This window comes from Photorhabdus akhurstii (assembly GCF_018448925.1).
GTDB classification, from domain to species: Bacteria; Pseudomonadota; Gammaproteobacteria; order Enterobacterales; family Enterobacteriaceae; genus Photorhabdus; species Photorhabdus akhurstii.
Window position 1 is genome coordinate 19,535 of sequence record NZ_RCWE01000021.1, and the last position, 16,679, is coordinate 36,213.

Consider the following 16,679-nt stretch of genomic DNA (forward strand, 5'->3'; position numbering starts at 1 on the left):
TGCGGCGAGTAAATGGGGAATTCTCCGTACATCATACAAGTACCAACATAGCAAAGATAAGATTTTTTGTTACAAGATTCATTAAAATCTGTGATGAAGATTGGTGTTTAACCCCCTAAAGGGTTAAGCAATAATCTACTACAAATGGAGTGAGGTATGAAATCAGTTGCGGTTGTCTTAAGTGGATGTGGTGTCTTCGATGGTAGCGAAATTCATGAGTCAGTATTAACTATGCTTTCTTTAGACCGTTTAGGTGTTAAAACGAGCTTTTTTGCACCTGACGCACCACAACTTCATGTTATTAATCATATTAACGGCGAAGAAATAGGGGAAGAACGTAACATCCTACAGGAGTCTGCCCGTATTTCGAGGGGAAAAATTAAGCCTTTATCACAAGCAAATGCAGATGAATTTGATGCCCTGATAATTCCTGGGGGATTTGGTGTTGCGAAGAATTTATGTGACTTTGCTGTTAAGACAGTTGATTGCGAAATAAATAAAGATTTATTAAGTTTGGTAAGGGCTATGCATAAGCAACATAAACCAATGGGATTTATGTGCATTGCGCCTGTTATGTTGCCAAAATTACTTAATAAACCGGTGAAACTAACGGTCGGCAATGATCCTGAAACGGTTGCTCAAGTAGAGGCTATGGGAGGTGTCCATATAGTTTGTGAGGTAAATGATGTTGTTATTGATTTAGAAAATAAAATTGTGACAACACCAGCCTACATGCTTGCTGAATCTATTTCTCAGGCAGAAGTGGGAATTGATAAACTTGTCAGAAAAGTATTGGAAATGACTGAGTAACTGGATGCGAAATCCTTTTCAATTTTTATGGTACTGGCTTAAAAAAATCGTAATCTCAGTTACTATCTTATGGATAGTTTCTGTTGTTGCATTTTCATTTTTGCCAGTGCCGTTTTCTATGGTTATGGTTGAGCGCCAGATTAGCGCTTGGTTATCAGTTAATTTTTCTTATGTATCTCATTCTGACTGGGTAGGGCAAGGACAAATATCGCCAAATATCGCATTGGCTGTTATTGCTGCGGAAGATCAAAAATTCCCACAGCATTGGGGATTTGACTTTGATGCTATCGAAAGTGTACTTGCGCGTAACCAAAATAATTCTGGAAGACTCAGAGGGGCTTCAACGATTTCTCAGCAAACGGTCAAAAATTTATTTTTGTGGTATGGGCGTAGCTGGTTAAGAAAAGGGGTGGAAGCCGGGATGACTTTTGTCATTGAACTAGGATGGTCAAAAAGTAGAATTCTGACTGTTTACCTTAACATAGCAGAATTTGGTGATGGAATTTTTGGTGTTGAAGAGGCATCCAGGCACTATTTTCATAAATCGGCCAGTAAATTGACGGCATCAGAAGCGGCTTTACTGGCGGCTGTATTGCCTAATCCACACCGCTATAAAGTTAACGCACCTTCGGCTTATGTTTTACAGCGTCAACAATGGATTTTGCGGCAAATGCGGTTGTTGGGCGGGGTGAGTTACCTTGAGAAAAATGGGTTAATGCAGAATGATTGAGGGAAGAATAGAGAAGTTATTCGGTTTGACGTTGGATGATGAAAAGAGGTAAAACGCCGGCGCCAAAAAATGACGCGGCCTAATACCTAGATGTTTGACCGATTTATCGTGTCATCATCTTCAATCAATATGGTTAATTCAGATAAGTGAATGCAGTTGTTACCCGCTTAACACCGTTAGTTTCGCTGGCAATTTTTGCTGCGGCGTTACCTTCTTGTTTGGTCAGAATGCCTAATAAAAAGACTTCGCCGTTTTCCGTAACGACTTTTATGTTAGAAGACTTAACTGAGTCACTAGCCAAGATTTTTGAGCGTACTTTAGTTGTAATCCAGGTATCTTTGGAGGCTGTACTTAATGCAACGGGTTTCCCCTGACGAATTTCATTGTAAACAGTATGTGCCCCATCAACCCGCGATGCTATCTGTTTAGCTCGGTCTGAAAGGTTTGAATCTGGGCTTTGACCTGTCAGTAAAACTTTTCCTTGATAGGCGGTGGTAATAATACGGGTTTGCTCTTTGAGCTGCTTATCTTTGTTAAGCGCATTACTGACACGGGCTTCGAGGGTACTATCATCAACCTGTTGACCAACTGTTCGGGGATCGGTTGCTGTTTTAGTCGCTACGGCGGCAGAGCCTACCACGACTGCACCAATACACCCCTGTAACATCACAGCAGTGCAAATCGTAGCTAATAGGGAGAAAAATCGCATTATTGGCTCCTTAGTCATCCTGATGGGGAAAGAGTGTATTATCGATTAAGTCACATAAGCAGTTAACTGTTAGCATATGAACTTCTTGAATTCTGGCACTGCGATGAGATGGAATACGAATCTCTACATCTTGTGGCCCGAGTAAGCCGGCAAGCTCGCCGCCATCGTAGCCTGTAAGGGCGACAATCGTCATATCGCGGGTTACAGCGGCTTCAACGGCTTTAACAATATCACGGCTATTACCATGCGTGGAAATCGCTAATAACACATCGCCTGGCTGACCTAATGCCCGTACTTGTTTAGCATAAATTTCATCATGCTGTTTATTGCTTGAAATCGCGGTGATGACCACATTGTCTGCGTTAAGCGACAATGCAGGCAGGCTTGGACGTTCAGTCTCAAACCGGTTGATCATATTGGCAGCAAATCGTTGGGCGGTCGCGGCTGAGCCGCCATTGCCACAGCAAAGAATTTTGTTACCATTCAGTAATGACTGAACCATCATCATTGCCGCTCGCGAAATAGCATCAGGTAATGCTTCTGCGGCTGCAATCTGAGTTTGAATACTTTCTGTAAAACAGACTTTAATTCTATCCAGCACCTTTATAACCTACTCAGTATCATTTTAACGAGAGAACTCATTTTGATTGAAGGCATTTTGCAACCATTCAAATTGTTGACCAGTAATAGCACAAATATCAAAGCGACAAGAAGAGGTTTCAAAACATTCACCCCGTTGCAACAGCCATATTGCGGCTGAGTGTAATAATTTTTTACGCTTGCTATGGGTGACGGTCGCCAGTGCATCTCCATGTTGCCCTGATTTGCGGAAACGGACCTCAATAAAAACCCAAGTTTGCTTGTCTTTCATAATCAGGTCAATTTCACCACCACGAACTTTCACATTTGCGGCGATAAAAGATAGCCCTTGTTTTTGTAAAAACAACTTTGCTTGCGCTTCATAGTTGCGTCCTAGCAAATAACTTGTCGGCTTTTTTATTTTCATCCAGCTTTTTTATTTTCATTCTGACAATGAGTCATTTGAATTGAAAGGCCGCTTGGTAACAAGCGGCAAATTACTTAATTAAATAGCCGTGATTTGGCCTTGATGATATTTCATCCATGAGAGCTGTCGGAAAATGGTACAGTTTTCCTGAACGGACAGCATCCCGGAAGCGCCATTGAGATGGAAATCGCTTTGAAGTTGAACCTGGCTGAATTGATTTGCTAATGACCAGGCATCAATGCCCATAGCGTAAAGGCGCATCAAAGAGTAATCATTTGCAAATTTACTTGCTGCTTGCTGCATCAGCGGCAGGTTAGTTCCGGCGATTAAGGGAATGTCGCTGAATTGCATTCCTTCCATCTCCAGACGGAAATCGGGACCGACGCCAGCCTGATTACTACGGGAACTTGCGTAAAGGGCAGGCTTATCGCGGGAACTGATCGCCATATCGATCATTGTCTTAATCAGCGTCAGTTCATCCAGAGTAGAAACAATATAAACTGCATCCACTGATCCACCGGTAGAGGCAGGAACAACATCGGTGTTTATCTGAGGGATTTCCAGATCACCAATGGCGATAGATGCAGGTTGATTGCTTGTGACATTGACGGCTGTTCCGGTTAGGCGAATGCCCGTACCTCTATTAATTAATTGTTTCAGTTCGGCGGAAGAGCCAAAGGTTTGTTGCAGAACAGTATGCCCCCCTTGTTTTTGCCATTCCTGTGCAAAGGCGTTGGCAATACGGTCGCCAAAAGTCCCTCTGGGGACTAAAATCAGAGGATTATGTTTCTGCTGTTGCCAAATGTGTTCCGCGGCATTTTTCGCTTCATCTTCTGGCGATAAAGAAAAATAGCAGATATTGGGGTGTGGTTGAGCATTATCTAACTCGTTGAGTACTAGCATATTTAATGAAGTATTTATCTGGACGAGTTTAACCACATCGGGTTTGAGTAACGGTCCGACAACTAAATTCACGCCGTCCTGCTTAGCCTGAATTAATAAATTTTCCAATGGCTGGCTGGCGGTGTCATAGATTTTGACCTGTTGTGTATTAATCGGCGCATTGGCTATGACAGGGGTTGTCTGAATAGTTGGTGTTGCTAATTCCACGGGCACCACTTCACCGGGGGAGATATCGGCAGAAACCACGCCATCTGACGCACTATCGCTGTCTGCCATAGATAAATTTTCCGGGTTTTCTATTGGCAGTGATGGACTTGGTAAACCGGCCTGAGCATCAAGAAAACCTTGGCGAATGGCTTCACCGAATACTTTTGCTTGACCGCTTAACGGCAGAAACAGGGCAATACGGATATTCGTATCTTGCTGTTGGATGGCTGCCTGTTGTAACTGAGTTGGGAGTGACAGTGCGGCAGGGTTTTGTGGATAACGAATTTTCCAGTCATGGATAGCCGCCTGTAGTTTGTCAGAGTCCTGTTTGTTATCCTGATAGGCACTGAGTAAGTCCAGCCAGCCTTGCAGAACATTTTCATCAGCGTTGATGACTAACCCACGGCGCTCTTGTGGTGAAAGACGGGTCAGCATTTGCCAGGTATCATCAATATTTTTTTGATGAGCCGCACTCTCTTTCAGAAGTGGTTCCTGAGCAATATAAGCACGGATAACATCAAGAGAAGGTTCGCCATGAGCGGCATCAATGATGGATTGATAACGGGCGATTTCTGTACTGATTTTGTCCTGAATTTGCGAAGGTGGTTGCCCCTGTTGGTCAGGCGCGGTACATCCTGCGATGATCATAACTGCCAGCATAGCTGAACAGACTAAACCAGTTTTGATACGCACAAAAATTGAGGAAAGCATACTGTATCCAGCGATGTTTTTTTCAAAGATGCTCAATTTTAAATCGGCCATTCGGATGAAACAATGAATCAACCTAATCGAGCAGTGGTTACGACATCCACGCTATATGTTGTGCCAACCCCCATTGGAAACCTGGGTGATATCACTCAGCGTGCGCTTGAAGTTCTTGAGCATGTCGATCTGATTGCTGCCGAAGATACGCGACATACTGGCTTGTTGCTTCAACATTTTGCCATTAATGCGCGCATGTTCGCACTTCATGATCATAATGAACAGCAGAAAGCAGATCAATTAATTACAAAGCTCCAACAAGGGCAAAGTATCGCATTAGTCTCTGATGCAGGAACGCCCCTGATTAACGATCCTGGTTATCATGTGGTTCGCCGTTGTCGTGAAGCCGGTATTCATGTTGTCCCACTTCCGGGGCCTTGTGCGGCGATAACCGCCTTGTCTGCTGCGGGTCTGCCATCAGATCGTTTCTGTTACGAAGGGTTTCTGCCCGCAAAACGTAAAAGTCGGAGTGATACGTTGCGGGCTTTGGAAAAGGAGTCGCGCACATTAATTTTTTATGAATCTACTCATCGTCTGATCGATAGTTTGGAAGATATGGTTGAAGTGTGGGGAGTTGAACGTTACGTCGTTCTGGCGCGAGAATTGACAAAAACTTGGGAATCTATTCAGGGGATGCCAGTAGGTGAACTTTTGGCGTGGGTTAAGGAAGATGAAACCCGTCGCCGTGGTGAAATGGTATTGATCGTTGAAGGCTATAAAAAACCGGATGACGATGTTTTGCCTTCAGAGGCATTAAGAACACTGGCGCTTCTTCAACAAGAATTGCCGTTGAAAAAAGCGGCTGCATTGGCGGCAGAGATTCATGGCGTGAAGAAAAATGCGCTTTATCGTCATGGGTTGGGACAGAGTGAAGAATAATGGTAATTGCTGATAAACAGGGCAGATAATCAGTAAACGCCTATACATCGTCAGGCAAACCCCTTATAATCCGGCGCGGAGTTGACTAGACAGTCGCTGCTTTACCATTAATCCTTTGGACGATGGGTAGAGGAGAGGAAAGTCCGGGCTCCACAGGGCAGGGTGCCAGATAACGTCTGGGGGGTGAAAGCCCACGACCAGTGCAACAGAGAGCAAACCGCCGATGGCCTGCTTAATGTAGGATCAGGTAAGGGTGAAAGGGTGCGGTAAGAGCGCACCGCACGGTTGGTAACAGTCCGTGGCACGGTAAACTCCACCCGGAGCAAGGCCAAATAGGGGTTCATTAGGTACGGCCCGTATCGAACCCGGGTAGGCTGCTTGAGCCAGTGCGTAAGTGCTGGCCTAGATGAATGGCTGTCCACGACAGAACCCGGCTTATCGGTCAACTTCAAAAATTTAGCCCCATTAGATTAATCTGATGGGGCTTTCACTTTTCTAAGCAGCCAGATCAATTAACAGCCCCTGAAATTCAGTATCTGCTTTTAAAACCAGACGATTTTCTTCATGAATAAAAGCGCCATCTCCGCATTTAATCAAAATATTGTCCTTGGAATTGCCTCTTATTTTTATATTTCCGTTTAAGGATTGCAGATAGGCATTTTTTCCCTTCAATTGCAGATGATGAGATTGATTTTTAGTCAGGGAAATATGATTTACCCACACTTGCTGACGTAATTGCATACTGCCATCTTCTGCGGTTGGAGAAGCTAGCATAGCCAATGGTTGTTCTGGTAGCTCCATTCGTTGCAATGGTAAGCTTTCCTGCTGAGGAAAGGCATTCAGCCAAAGCTGTAAGCGCGTCAGTGGTTTGTTAGTACTGGCATTATGTTCACTGTAGCTGATGCCTTGACGGGTAGAAAATAGTAAACATTCTCCCTTACGCGCTCTGATGTAGTTGCCTTCGCTGTCACGGTATTCTGCTTCACCTTGTAGAATAATATTCAATATATCCACATGTGGATAGGATTTAGGTTGGAAAGCGGCTTTGGGGGCGATGACTTCTTGATTGAGTACACGTAGTGCGCCATAACCTAAAAACTTTGGGTCAAAATAGTGACCAAATGAAAATGTATAACGAGCCTGTAGCCAACCATAGTCAGCTTTCCCACACTGTTTTGCTGTTCTATTTATAATCATGATGGCGGTTACCTTGAAAAAAACACACACTAAGAATAGTAATTATCTGGACGGCGAAATGTTAGCCAGTTAATCTGGTCACCATATTCAAATTTCCTGATTGAGAAAAATATGAGCAAAGAACGAGCGCTTACACTGGAATCTCTCCGGGTCATGGATGCGATTGACCGGCGGGGAAGTTTTGCTGCGGCTGCTGATGAGCTTGGCCGTGTTCCTTCTGCACTTAGCTATACGATGCAAAAATTAGAAGAAGAACTGGATGTAGTACTGTTTGATCGTTCAGGTCACAGAACTAAATTCACCAATGTTGGTCGTATGTTGCTTGAGCGTGGACGTCAATTGCTTGAAGCGGCGGATAAATTAACCGCTGATGCAGAAGCATTAGCGAGAGGTTGGGAAACTCACCTGATAATTGTTTGTGAAGCGTTGGTTCCGGCTTCTTCATTATTCCCATTAGTGGGCAAGCTTGCTCAAAAATCGAATACTCAGCTCTCTTTATTGACTGAAGTTTTGGCCGGTGCATGGGAGAGGCTGGAAACGGGTCGGGCGGACATTGTTATTGCACCAGATATGCATTTCCGTGCGTCGGCAGAAATTAATTCACGTCAGCTTTATAGCATTACCAATGTTTATGTCGCTAGCCCTGATCATCCTATACATCAAGAGCCGGAACCTTTGTCCGATGTCACGAGGGTGAAGTATCGGGGTATTGCTGTGGCGGATACAGCTAGGGAGCGCCCGGTATTGACGGTTCAATTGTTAGATAAGCAACAGCGTTTGACAGTAAGTTCTTTGGAAGATAAACGCCGTGCTCTCTTAGCTGGGCTGGGCGTTGCTACCATGCCTTATCCTATGGTGGAACAAGATATTGCAGAGGGTCGTTTGCGGGTGATTAGCTCCGAATACAGCCATGACACAAATGTCATTATGGCATGGCGACGAGACAGCATGGGGGAAGCTAAGTCTTGGTGTTTGCGGGAAATCCCTAAATTGTTTGTTAGTCGGTAAGTGGAAGTGATGTGAGTAATCAAAATTAGAAGGCAGGCTGAAAAAACATGATTTGATGATTGCTTAACCTGTGTCTTCCTGCGCCCTTAATCTGATTGCCGAAAGAGCTTGGGGGCTTTGCTACCAAGCTCTTTTTGAGCAGAGTTATCATCATTGGTAGGTGTAAATTTTTTGATCTCTATTCGATAAATATTGATGGTTCTATTCTTTGGGTACCAGACAGTGATGAAAACAGGGGGACTTTCGGATTTATTAATAACACCAGAACGGTTTTCCCTAGGTCAGAATGGTTGTTTTGATGTCAATATATTCTTATAGGGTTGTTGGCTGTATCTCGTGACACTGGTAAGAAAAGTGAGTTTATCTTGCTCGGGATTTAATTTCTTTTGTCCCGGAGCATTCGTTAACTTTTCTTGACGGGGCTATTATAGTGCATCTTTTGTTTATCAATGGCAACAAATAGGCTAGGCCATAGTGCATTTTTCTTTGGCAAGAAAGATGCTACTATAGCAACCGCCTGACTTTTTGAAAAATTGTACTTATTAGCTTAATTCGTCTCCATCTATTATTTTTAGCCAAAATTATCTTTTACCATATGATATTGCTTGAGAAGATCATCGGTATTGTCATATATGACAGACCAGCTACTTAGGCTAATTGTTGTGTTATGTTTAGCGTTGTCTTTGCTCTTTTTTCTATAATCTTTTATTTGTAGTCTCCAACGTATTCCTAATACCCCAATTCCATTGCCTGTATCTTTTTCTTTATCGAAATTATCTATTAGTAAGAGGAGTTTTATTCTCCAGCCGGAATCATAATTTTGGATATTGTCATCATTAATTGAGCTTAGGAGATTTGTTAGCGCAGATTCCATATCTGTTTTGTCCAGAGGTTGTACTAGAGTCTCAGAAGATCCTTTGGCAATTTGGATAAAGGCACTTTTCACTGCATCTACGTTATCATATTTATCTGTTGATGCTGGTGGATCATCCTCATTTCCCGCAAATGTACTACAATTTTTCCCTAGCCATTTAAAATGTTCAGGTACACCAATATAAATTAGTTGCGTTTTGTATCCAAGGGCCTGGTCCTCTGGTGACCAGTTAGCTCTGGATGTATGTACGAATTTGTCAGCAATATATTCCCCAATTGCAAATGACTGTGTACTTCCTGTAATTAGTTGTCTTCTTACGTCCTCAATATATTCTGTGAGTAAACTTTCATCCGTAAGGTCACATGTTAATCCAATAGCAGTCAATTGTGCCTTTAAGTCATTTGCGGATAGTTGGTCTGGTGTGTCTTTTCTTAATTTCACATTTATTTTTTTACCATGAATAGTCATAAATTCTCCGTTATTATTTTATGTGAATTAAATGTTGATTTAACAATGCATTATAAGTACATTGATTAATGTTAGCTCTATTTTTCTGGCTTGGAATTTTATGGTCTATAAATTAATTCAATGCCTCTTAAATTACCAAGTCTTACGCAAACGTTAACTTCTAATGCATTGAGATAAGCATTATGACTCATATCATAGAGTCCATAAACACCGTTACCCTCTGTAATACCAGGGGTTAGATATGTATCATACCATTGCCCTTCTACTAATACATTCATGGCAGGTCCATTTCCATTTTGGTTGCTAGTAATATTTATACTGCTTATAGATGTATTAGTAATTAATTTACCGTCGCAAACATCCTTTAATTTTCCTGCTCCGGTAGCATAAAATGGCATTAAACAAATAATGGTATAAGCAATTGAGCTATATTTCATTTGTCTTCCCTATTCGTTTATTTTATGAAGAATTCTGTGAATTATCTGGCACAGGTATTTTGGTGAAATTAAAACATAAATATTTAAATTTAAATACTAACTATTAGCCTACGTTACTATCAATGTTTTTAATGGCTTTCCTGTTGATTAAATGATTTTCTAATGTATATAGTTATGTGTCAAGTTGTTTTGTTCAAGAGTTATAGGAATTTTTAGTTTTATGCTGTAATTTAAAAAACAACTGATTGTTTTTTTAAAACCGATTGTCTTAATATTATTTTTAGGGAAAAGTGGTTGTAATATAATAAGTGTAGCTATTGTTGAAATGGTTTTTAATTTAATGTGATAATGTTAAATTTTTATTATTTTATTGCCTGGAATATAATGAGCGATAATTATGTAAAGGAAACATATTAATCGTAAAATTAAATAATAAAAACGTGTGAATTTTAATTTAAATCGCTATATAAATAATCATTCGATGTTGTAATAGCAATAATTTATTATAAAATAATAAAGTAATTTAATTATAATAGGAGTGCAAAAATTATTTTTTAAATTTGATAATGTCTGATTTATGCTGAAATATATTATGACCTATTTGTGAATGTAATATTATTGATATGTGGTAATTTATTTCATTTTACGGGAGCAAGTTAAATAAATTTAAAGTAATTATATTGTGATTAAAAAGTTGAATTTGATTAAATAATCTTTAAATATATTTAAGTTAATTGTTGTTTATTTAAATTAGTATTGTAGGTGTTAATAGGATTTACACTGCAAATTCTATACTCTTTATGTTAAATTATTAATGGTGCTTTTAATATGTTGTCGAAAATAGAGTTAATTATTTCCTGCCGAGAAATGAGGTGGTTATTTATTTTGATAAAATAATTATTTTACCAGAATCACTATAATTCAATAAAAGTTTGGTCTATTGATTAAAGTAATCCGAAAGATCTTCCAGATCTCTCGAATTACTATTTATCTTTAGGCTCAATATTGGGTGATTGGCTGATAAAATCCTTGAGCAAGAGAGGGATTTTAATCGTTTCACTTTTTACCTGAGAATGGTTATCTCTCAGATTCAGAACAGCCACAGCAAGATATTACCAGTTTCTCTTTATCAAGTGGTCGATACTGAATTTACCTGGACCTGTGATAGCCAGTAACAGGTAACCTCCACCGATGGTCAGGTTCTTGAGAAACATAGTCTGGTTCATGCCTTCAGCGAAATTGCTGTGGAAGAGTATGGCAGTCAAGATACAGAAACCAAAGGTAAATAACGCCGTGGTACGAGTTAAGAAACCAAATAGAACGGCCAGACCACCACCCAATTCAAGTAAAATCGTCAGTGGTAATAGAAAACCAGGGACGCCCATAGCATGCATATATTGCTGAGTATCCGCGTAGGAATCACCTAATTTTCCATAACCTGCAACGATAAATAGGATTGGCATTAAAATACGGGCCAGTAGCAGGGCATTGTCTTCAAATTTTTTCATTAACAACTCCAGATATACAGGTAAATCACGATGGTTTGTTTGATGATTAACTTGTACCAACCCGAAATAGCACAATTTGTTAATCATTAACGGATGGAATGTATACTAAAGAGAGATGAGCTTAGTTGTAAGCAAGGATTATTAACAATTTTATACAAAGTTTTTGAATATAAGCAACCAGAGTGATCATCAACCAAAGATATTATGAAGAATTATTACCATTTTCATTTCAATAGTCGAATGATATAGCGCGACAAATGATAGAACTTCACAGGGTGACGGAGGCTATATAAAGAGATAGCGTGGATTGCGGGTCGCAGATAGGGTTTTAATGACAAAAGCTTCTGCCAGCTTTTGTCATAAGGTTCAGTGAGGTTCTTCCAGAGCTGTGTATTGTTGGAAAGTTCAAGTCGTTGTAGCTGGATATTTCTGAGTAACTGCTGTTTTCTCAGCTTTTTTTCCTGACGTTGTTTACTCATTACTGTAATCTTCCAGCATTTCTCGGTCGATCTTGAGTTGCTCGCGAGTAGCGCTAAGTAATGTTGAACTTTTCGCTTTCCTAATGGTCCATATAAGGCCAATAAGCGCCAGAACGAGTAGTGTGCCAGTGGTACTTGCTAATACGGTAAAACGCCAGTTGGGATCGATAGCCCAAAAAATCATAACAAGTAGACACATGAGGCCGAAAGCGGTGAGTAGTAATGTCAGGCTGGCTATGACTATCAGCTGTATCAAAGTGGCTTTTTCTTTTTCCAACTCTACAACGATGAGTTGTAAACGAGTTTCTACTATCTCGACAACAACAGTGGCAATACGTTGGAGAATATCAAGGACCCCTTTACCGGGGCCTTGAGATTTGGATGAGTTACTCATATTAGCGTTTAGCTAATAATACACCTAATATGGCACCAACCGCAGTACCTATACCGATGCTTGTCCACGGTTTGTCATGAACGTAGAGATCGGCACGGCCCGCCATATCTTTTGTTTTCTTAACAACCATATCGCTGGCATTACCGAGTTTAAAACGAGTATCTTTGATGACTTCCTCTACTTTGTTGCGAAGTTCTTCTAACTCAACTTTGGATTTATCACCAGAGCTTTTGATCACTTCTTCCAGTGTTTCTGCAAGTGATTTTAGTTCAATGCGTAGATCTTCAGTATTTTTCATCTGTGACATGTAGATTACTCCTCATTTAAGGTATGTATATTTGACTTAGTTAGTCGCTTTTCCTGATGCCGGAAAAGACTATCCTTAAATATAGCTTATATTTGGAAAGGTGAATAAAAAACATTAGAGTTATTTCACTATTCTGCTGCAAACAATACTTCTATCTACAGCAGGGAGGAATATTAGGTTTTATTGGAATTAATTACTTCTTTTGAGGGGATTGGCAGGTTTTTTTACGCCACACAACTAACAAACTGCCGCTAAAACCAATAATGAGTAAAGCAAGTGGCAGTAATATCAGGAAATTCATTACCAAGTCTTCATACTGACGGAAAATGGGGGTCTTACCAAGTGCATAACCCAAAGAGGTGAGGATAATGACCCACAGGAAGCCACTGAGCCAGTTAAAAAACTGGAAACGGCTGTTTTGTAGACCTGTTAGTCCTGCAAGTGTTGGTAGCAGGGTTCTGACAAATGCGAGGAAACGGCCGAGAAGTAAAGCTGACAGGCCGTGGCGGTGAAAAAGACTGTAAGCTCTTTGGTGGTAATAGGCGGGAAGGTGAGAGAGCCAGCCTTGTACTATTTTGGTATTTCCTAGCCATTTCCCTTGGAGATAACCGACCCAACAACCTAAGCTTGCTCCGGCGGTTAATATTACAATCGTCAGAGGGAAACTCATTGCACCTTTGGCAATTAATACGCCAACCAGTATAAGCAGGCTGTCTCCTGGCAAGAATGCAGCGGGAAGGAGGCCATTTTCAAGGAAGAGGATCAAGAATAGCATGATATAAATGGCCCATAATAGGGATGGATTGGCCAGAGTTTCATAATCCTGGTGCCAAAGTGCATATATAAGTTCTTTTACTATTTCCATCAGGTGTTCCTAAAATGCCTTTGTTCGTTCATCCTGAAAGCATGAGGCTAAACTGATTAAATTACGTCCTGTTTTACGTTATTTGGCTGGTTTTAATGCCTTTTTACTCCGTTGAAAAAGGCAAATGACGCAGCCTGTGCCACTGTAACAAAATCAGGGGTGACTAAACAGAAAATTTTGGTGATCAATTGAACGTTCATTAAAATGGGATAGGAAATGGTTTATGAGGTTGGATGAATTGCGTTTGTTCCTACTGTTTTTGCTGTTATTTTTTCAGTGGTAGATTGATTCTTGTATCGATTTGATTTATTTTTCACCATAGCAAAGGGGAGTAACTTCCTTGCCGGTTTATCGTCATTACGATGCAACAGCATCCGGTAGCCGGGCAACCCTGAACTTATACCTGATGGTGCATTTTCTGTGTTGTAAGTGAGACCTTGCCAGAAGGCGAGGGTTGCTTGCGATACATCCATCTCCACGATGTGGGGAAGAAATATAGCAGCGGCTGGCGTCTTCTGAGACTTCAGCCGTTTTTGTTTGTGAGAGAAAGAAAATGAACTCTGTGGGTAGCCCTCTTTTATGGGGAAGTTTTGCTGTCTTAATTACGATTATGTTACTGCTGGATCTATCCTTACAGGGGCGTAAGAAAGAGCAGGCAATGTCATTTCGTCAAGCTGCTGTCTGGAGTGTGATCTGGATAAGTTTATCGCTCTTATTTGCATTAGGATTATGGTGGTATTGCAGAGAAACCGCAGGGGAAGCTGTTGCCAACAGTCAGGCGATGGCTTTCCTGACAGGGTATTTACTTGAGAAAGCACTTGCTGTTGATAATGTGTTTGTTTGGCTGATGTTATTTAGTTATTTTGCTATTCCGGCAAATTTGCAACGTCGGGTACTCATTTACGGTGTCTTAGGAGCAATTGTGCTGCGTACCGTGATGATCTTTGCAGGGAGCTGGCTGGTTTCTCAATTCAGTTGGATACTCTATCTGTTCGGCATCTTTCTGCTGGTTACCGGTGTTAAGATGGCGTTGGCGAAAGAGGATGACTCCCCGATAGGCGATAAACCTTTTGTCCGTTGGTTAAAAGCGCATATTCGCATCACTGATAATCTTCACGGAGAACGTTTCTTTGTGGAAGAAAAAGGTTTGTTATATGCGACTCCACTAATCCTGGTTCTGATTTTGGTTGAAATTAGTGACGTTATTTTTGCTGTAGACAGTATTCCTGCTATTTTTGCCGTGACGACAGATCCTTTTATTGTTTTAACTTCTAATCTTTTCGCTATTTTAGGATTACGTGCAATGTATTTTTTACTGGCAGGTGTGGCAGAGAAATTTACAATGCTGAAATATGGTTTATCAGTCATTCTGGTATTTATCGGTATTAAGATGCTAATAATGGATTTTTATCATATTCCTATGGGGGTTTCCCTGGGAACTGTAGCGAGTATTTTGATAATAACAATGATTATTAATGTTTGGGTAAATAAGTATAAAACTAAAGAGATCCAGTAATTAGATAACTATTTTTTAACAGATAACCATATCTTTCTTGAATGGGAAGATATGGTTTCTTTTTGTCTTAAATTGCTGCGAAATGATTAAACATAAAAATAAATAATTGTGTTTTGTAAATGTGTAAATTGCCGTTTTGATCACACAAATGTGAATGTATTGTTAATAAGTGCTGGCGAGGTTGTATATTTTAACTATCGCAGCTTTTCACTACTCTTGGTTTCCCTATACTGAGGAAACAAACACAAAAAATATAGGCTTAACAGAACTGTTAATAAAATGGATTAGCTATGGAAAAACAAAAACGTGGCTTCGTGTATTACCTTGTACAAGGGAGCCTGGTTAAACAAATTTTGGTAGGTTTAATTGCAGGGATACTGTTAGCGTGGTTGACGCCTTCGGTTGCCAAATCAGTCAGTTTGCTTGGGACGTTGTTCGTTGGCGCCTTGAAAGCGGTAGCCCCTGTATTGGTATGGATTCTGGTTATGTCTTCTATTGCTAACCATAAAGAAGGCCAGAAAACCAATATTCGTCCGATCCTTATCCTCTATGTCTTGGGTACTTTTTTTGCTGCTTTGGTTGCTGTGGCCGGTAGCTTTATGTTCCCGTTACAACTGGTGTTAGCTGTCAATGATGCTCAGATGTCTCCGCCTGAAAACATTATGGAGGTGATTAAAGGGTTACTGGTTAATATTGTCGCTAATCCAGTAAACGCGTTACTGAACGGTAATTATATCGGTATTCTTGCTTGGGCTATTGGTCTTGGGATCGCACTGCGCCATGCAACGGATTCAACTAAATCTCTAATTCATGATATGTCTGAGGCGGTTACTCAGATTGTTCGGGTGGTCATTCGTCTTGCACCGATTGGTATTTTTGGTCTGGTGTCTTCAACCATTGCAGAAACGGGATTTGGTGCCTTACTGGGATATGTTCAATTGCTGGTTGTATTACTGGGTTGTATGTTGGTTATGGCGCTCATTGTAAATCCATTGATTGTTTACTGGAAAATTCGTCGTAATCCTTATCCGCTGGTATTTGCTTGCCTGCGTGAAAGCGGCGTAACTGCATTTTTTACTCGCAGTTCGGCTGCAAATATTCCGGTGAATATGGCGATGTGCCGCCGTATGAATCTGCATGAAGATACTTATTCAGTTTCTATCCCGTTGGGAGCTACCATCAATATGGAGGGCGCTGCGGTGACTATTACGGTATTGACTTTAGCCGCGGTCAATACGCTAGGTATATCGGTTGATTTGCCTACAGCATTTCTACTGAGTGTGGTTGCTGCAATTTGTGCCTGTGGTGCTTCTGGTGTGGCAGGAGGATCATTATTGTTGATCCCTTTAGCGTGTAGCATGTTTGGGATTTCCAATGAGATGGCTATGCAGGTTGTCGCAGTCGGTTTGATCATTGGTGTATTACAAGATTCCGCGGAAACGAGTCTGAACTCTTCTACCGATGTATTGTTCACTGCCGCTGTTTGTCAGGCTGAGGATGACCGTCTGTCATCGGATCAGCTAACTCAACGTAATTAATTGATTAAAGTATTCAGGTTTTAAAAAATTAGGTAAGAGCGAGTAAAATGTCCGCGCCAGGAATGGCGCGGCTTGAGGATTT

General features: G+C 40.9%; 19 protein-coding genes and 1 other RNA gene. 7 read left to right on the plus strand and 13 right to left on the minus strand.

Features of this window, described 5'->3' with window-relative positions; translation table 11 throughout:
• Positions 1 to 156: 156 nt before the first annotated feature.
• Complete coding sequence (elbB, locus tag EAE93_RS18110) at positions 157 to 810, plus strand: isoprenoid biosynthesis glyoxalase ElbB (protein WP_036780318.1); 654 nt, start codon at positions 157 to 159, stop codon at positions 808 to 810.
• Positions 811 to 814: 4 nt separating this feature from the next.
• Complete coding sequence (gene mtgA, locus EAE93_RS18115; RefSeq protein WP_214040254.1) at positions 815 to 1,540, plus strand: monofunctional biosynthetic peptidoglycan transglycosylase; 726 nt, start codon at positions 815 to 817, stop codon at positions 1,538 to 1,540.
• Positions 1,541 to 1,673: 133 nt separating this feature from the next.
• Here the strand turns inward: mtgA and dolP are convergent, their stop codons facing one another.
• The 4 genes from dolP to EAE93_RS18135 form a co-directional block, all read right to left on the minus strand.
• Positions 1,674 to 2,249 carry a division/outer membrane stress-associated lipid-binding lipoprotein gene (gene dolP, locus EAE93_RS18120; protein WP_036808610.1) on the minus strand — a complete coding sequence of 192 codons (576 nt, stop codon included), beginning with the start codon at positions 2,247 to 2,249 and terminating at the stop codon, positions 1,674 to 1,676.
• 10 nt (positions 2,250 to 2,259) lie between these two features.
• Positions 2,260 to 2,850 (minus strand): DnaA initiator-associating protein DiaA, encoded by a 591-nt coding sequence (gene diaA / locus EAE93_RS18125; protein ID WP_036780324.1) that lies wholly within the window; start codon positions 2,848 to 2,850, stop codon positions 2,260 to 2,262.
• A 24-nt stretch (positions 2,851 to 2,874) separates the two neighbouring features.
• Positions 2,875 to 3,255 (minus strand): YraN family protein, encoded by a 381-nt coding sequence (locus tag EAE93_RS18130; protein ID WP_036808613.1) that lies wholly within the window; start codon positions 3,253 to 3,255, stop codon positions 2,875 to 2,877.
• 78 nt (positions 3,256 to 3,333) lie between these two features.
• Positions 3,334 to 5,076: a penicillin-binding protein activator gene (locus EAE93_RS18135; RefSeq protein WP_214040255.1), complete on the minus strand. Its 1,743-nt coding sequence runs from the start codon at positions 5,074 to 5,076 to the stop codon at positions 3,334 to 3,336.
• 63 nt (positions 5,077 to 5,139) lie between these two features.
• Between EAE93_RS18135 and rsmI the strand changes: the two genes are divergently transcribed.
• Complete coding sequence (gene rsmI / locus EAE93_RS18140) at positions 5,140 to 6,006, plus strand: 16S rRNA (cytidine(1402)-2'-O)-methyltransferase (protein WP_214040256.1); 867 nt, start codon at positions 5,140 to 5,142, stop codon at positions 6,004 to 6,006.
• 77 nt (positions 6,007 to 6,083) lie between these two features.
• An RNA gene (rnpB, locus tag EAE93_RS18145) (RNase P RNA component class A) lies at positions 6,084 to 6,460 on the plus strand.
• Between the two features lie 41 nt (positions 6,461 to 6,501).
• On the opposite strand, the gene EAE93_RS18150 is transcribed toward rnpB, so the two are convergent.
• Positions 6,502 to 7,203 carry a pirin family protein gene (locus EAE93_RS18150; RefSeq protein ID WP_036780329.1) on the minus strand — a complete coding sequence of 234 codons (702 nt, stop codon included), beginning with the start codon at positions 7,201 to 7,203 and terminating at the stop codon, positions 6,502 to 6,504.
• 111 nt (positions 7,204 to 7,314) lie between these two features.
• On the opposite strand from EAE93_RS18150, the gene EAE93_RS18155 reads away from it, so the two are divergent.
• The gene (locus EAE93_RS18155) at positions 7,315 to 8,211 is read left to right on the plus strand and encodes a LysR family transcriptional regulator (RefSeq protein ID WP_040148844.1); all 897 of its coding nucleotides are present in this window, start codon (positions 7,315 to 7,317) and stop codon (positions 8,209 to 8,211) included.
• 571 nt (positions 8,212 to 8,782) lie between these two features.
• Here EAE93_RS18155 and EAE93_RS18160 read toward each other — a convergent pair.
• The 8 genes from EAE93_RS18160 to EAE93_RS18195 all read right to left on the minus strand — a co-directional run bounded on the left by EAE93_RS18160 (position 8,783) and on the right by EAE93_RS18195 (position 14,016).
• Positions 8,783 to 9,553 carry a hypothetical protein gene (locus EAE93_RS18160; RefSeq protein ID WP_036780334.1) on the minus strand — a complete coding sequence of 257 codons (771 nt, stop codon included), beginning with the start codon at positions 9,551 to 9,553 and terminating at the stop codon, positions 8,783 to 8,785.
• Positions 9,554 to 9,651: 98 nt separating this feature from the next.
• Positions 9,652 to 9,990, minus strand: a complete 339-nt coding sequence (locus EAE93_RS18165; RefSeq protein ID WP_051560799.1) for a hypothetical protein — start codon at positions 9,988 to 9,990, stop codon at positions 9,652 to 9,654.
• Positions 9,991 to 11,102: 1,112 nt separating this feature from the next.
• Positions 11,103 to 11,498, minus strand: coding sequence for a DoxX family protein (locus EAE93_RS18170; RefSeq protein WP_036780336.1), 396 nt, complete (start codon positions 11,496 to 11,498; stop codon positions 11,103 to 11,105).
• A gap of 224 nt (positions 11,499 to 11,722) precedes the next feature.
• Complete coding sequence (locus EAE93_RS18175) at positions 11,723 to 11,977, minus strand: YqjK-like family protein (RefSeq protein WP_036780338.1); 255 nt, start codon at positions 11,975 to 11,977, stop codon at positions 11,723 to 11,725.
• Positions 11,970 to 12,371 (minus strand): phage holin family protein, encoded by a 402-nt coding sequence (locus EAE93_RS18180; protein WP_036808622.1) that lies wholly within the window; start codon positions 12,369 to 12,371, stop codon positions 11,970 to 11,972. The genes EAE93_RS18175 and EAE93_RS18180 overlap by 8 nt, the downstream gene beginning before the upstream one ends.
• A 1-nt stretch (position 12,372) precedes the next feature.
• Positions 12,373 to 12,678: an ElaB/YgaM/YqjD family protein gene (locus EAE93_RS18185; protein WP_036780342.1), complete on the minus strand. Its 306-nt coding sequence runs from the start codon at positions 12,676 to 12,678 to the stop codon at positions 12,373 to 12,375.
• Between the two features lie 193 nt (positions 12,679 to 12,871).
• Positions 12,872 to 13,543: a DedA family protein gene (locus tag EAE93_RS18190; protein WP_036780344.1), complete on the minus strand. Its 672-nt coding sequence runs from the start codon at positions 13,541 to 13,543 to the stop codon at positions 12,872 to 12,874.
• A 221-nt stretch (positions 13,544 to 13,764) separates the two neighbouring features.
• The gene (locus tag EAE93_RS18195; protein ID WP_214040257.1) at positions 13,765 to 14,016 is read right to left on the minus strand and encodes a hypothetical protein; all 252 of its coding nucleotides are present in this window, start codon (positions 14,014 to 14,016) and stop codon (positions 13,765 to 13,767) included.
• An 80-nt stretch (positions 14,017 to 14,096) separates the two neighbouring features.
• Here EAE93_RS18195 and EAE93_RS18200 point away from each other — a divergent pair, with 80 nt between their 5' ends.
• A complete protein-coding gene (locus EAE93_RS18200; RefSeq protein WP_036808628.1) occupies positions 14,097 to 15,059 on the plus strand; it encodes a TerC family protein in 963 nt (320 codons plus the stop codon).
• A 290-nt stretch (positions 15,060 to 15,349) separates the two neighbouring features.
• A complete protein-coding gene (gene sstT / locus EAE93_RS18205; protein ID WP_036808629.1) occupies positions 15,350 to 16,597 on the plus strand; it encodes a serine/threonine transporter SstT in 1,248 nt (415 codons plus the stop codon).
• The last annotated feature ends 82 nt before the right edge of the window (positions 16,598 to 16,679 follow it).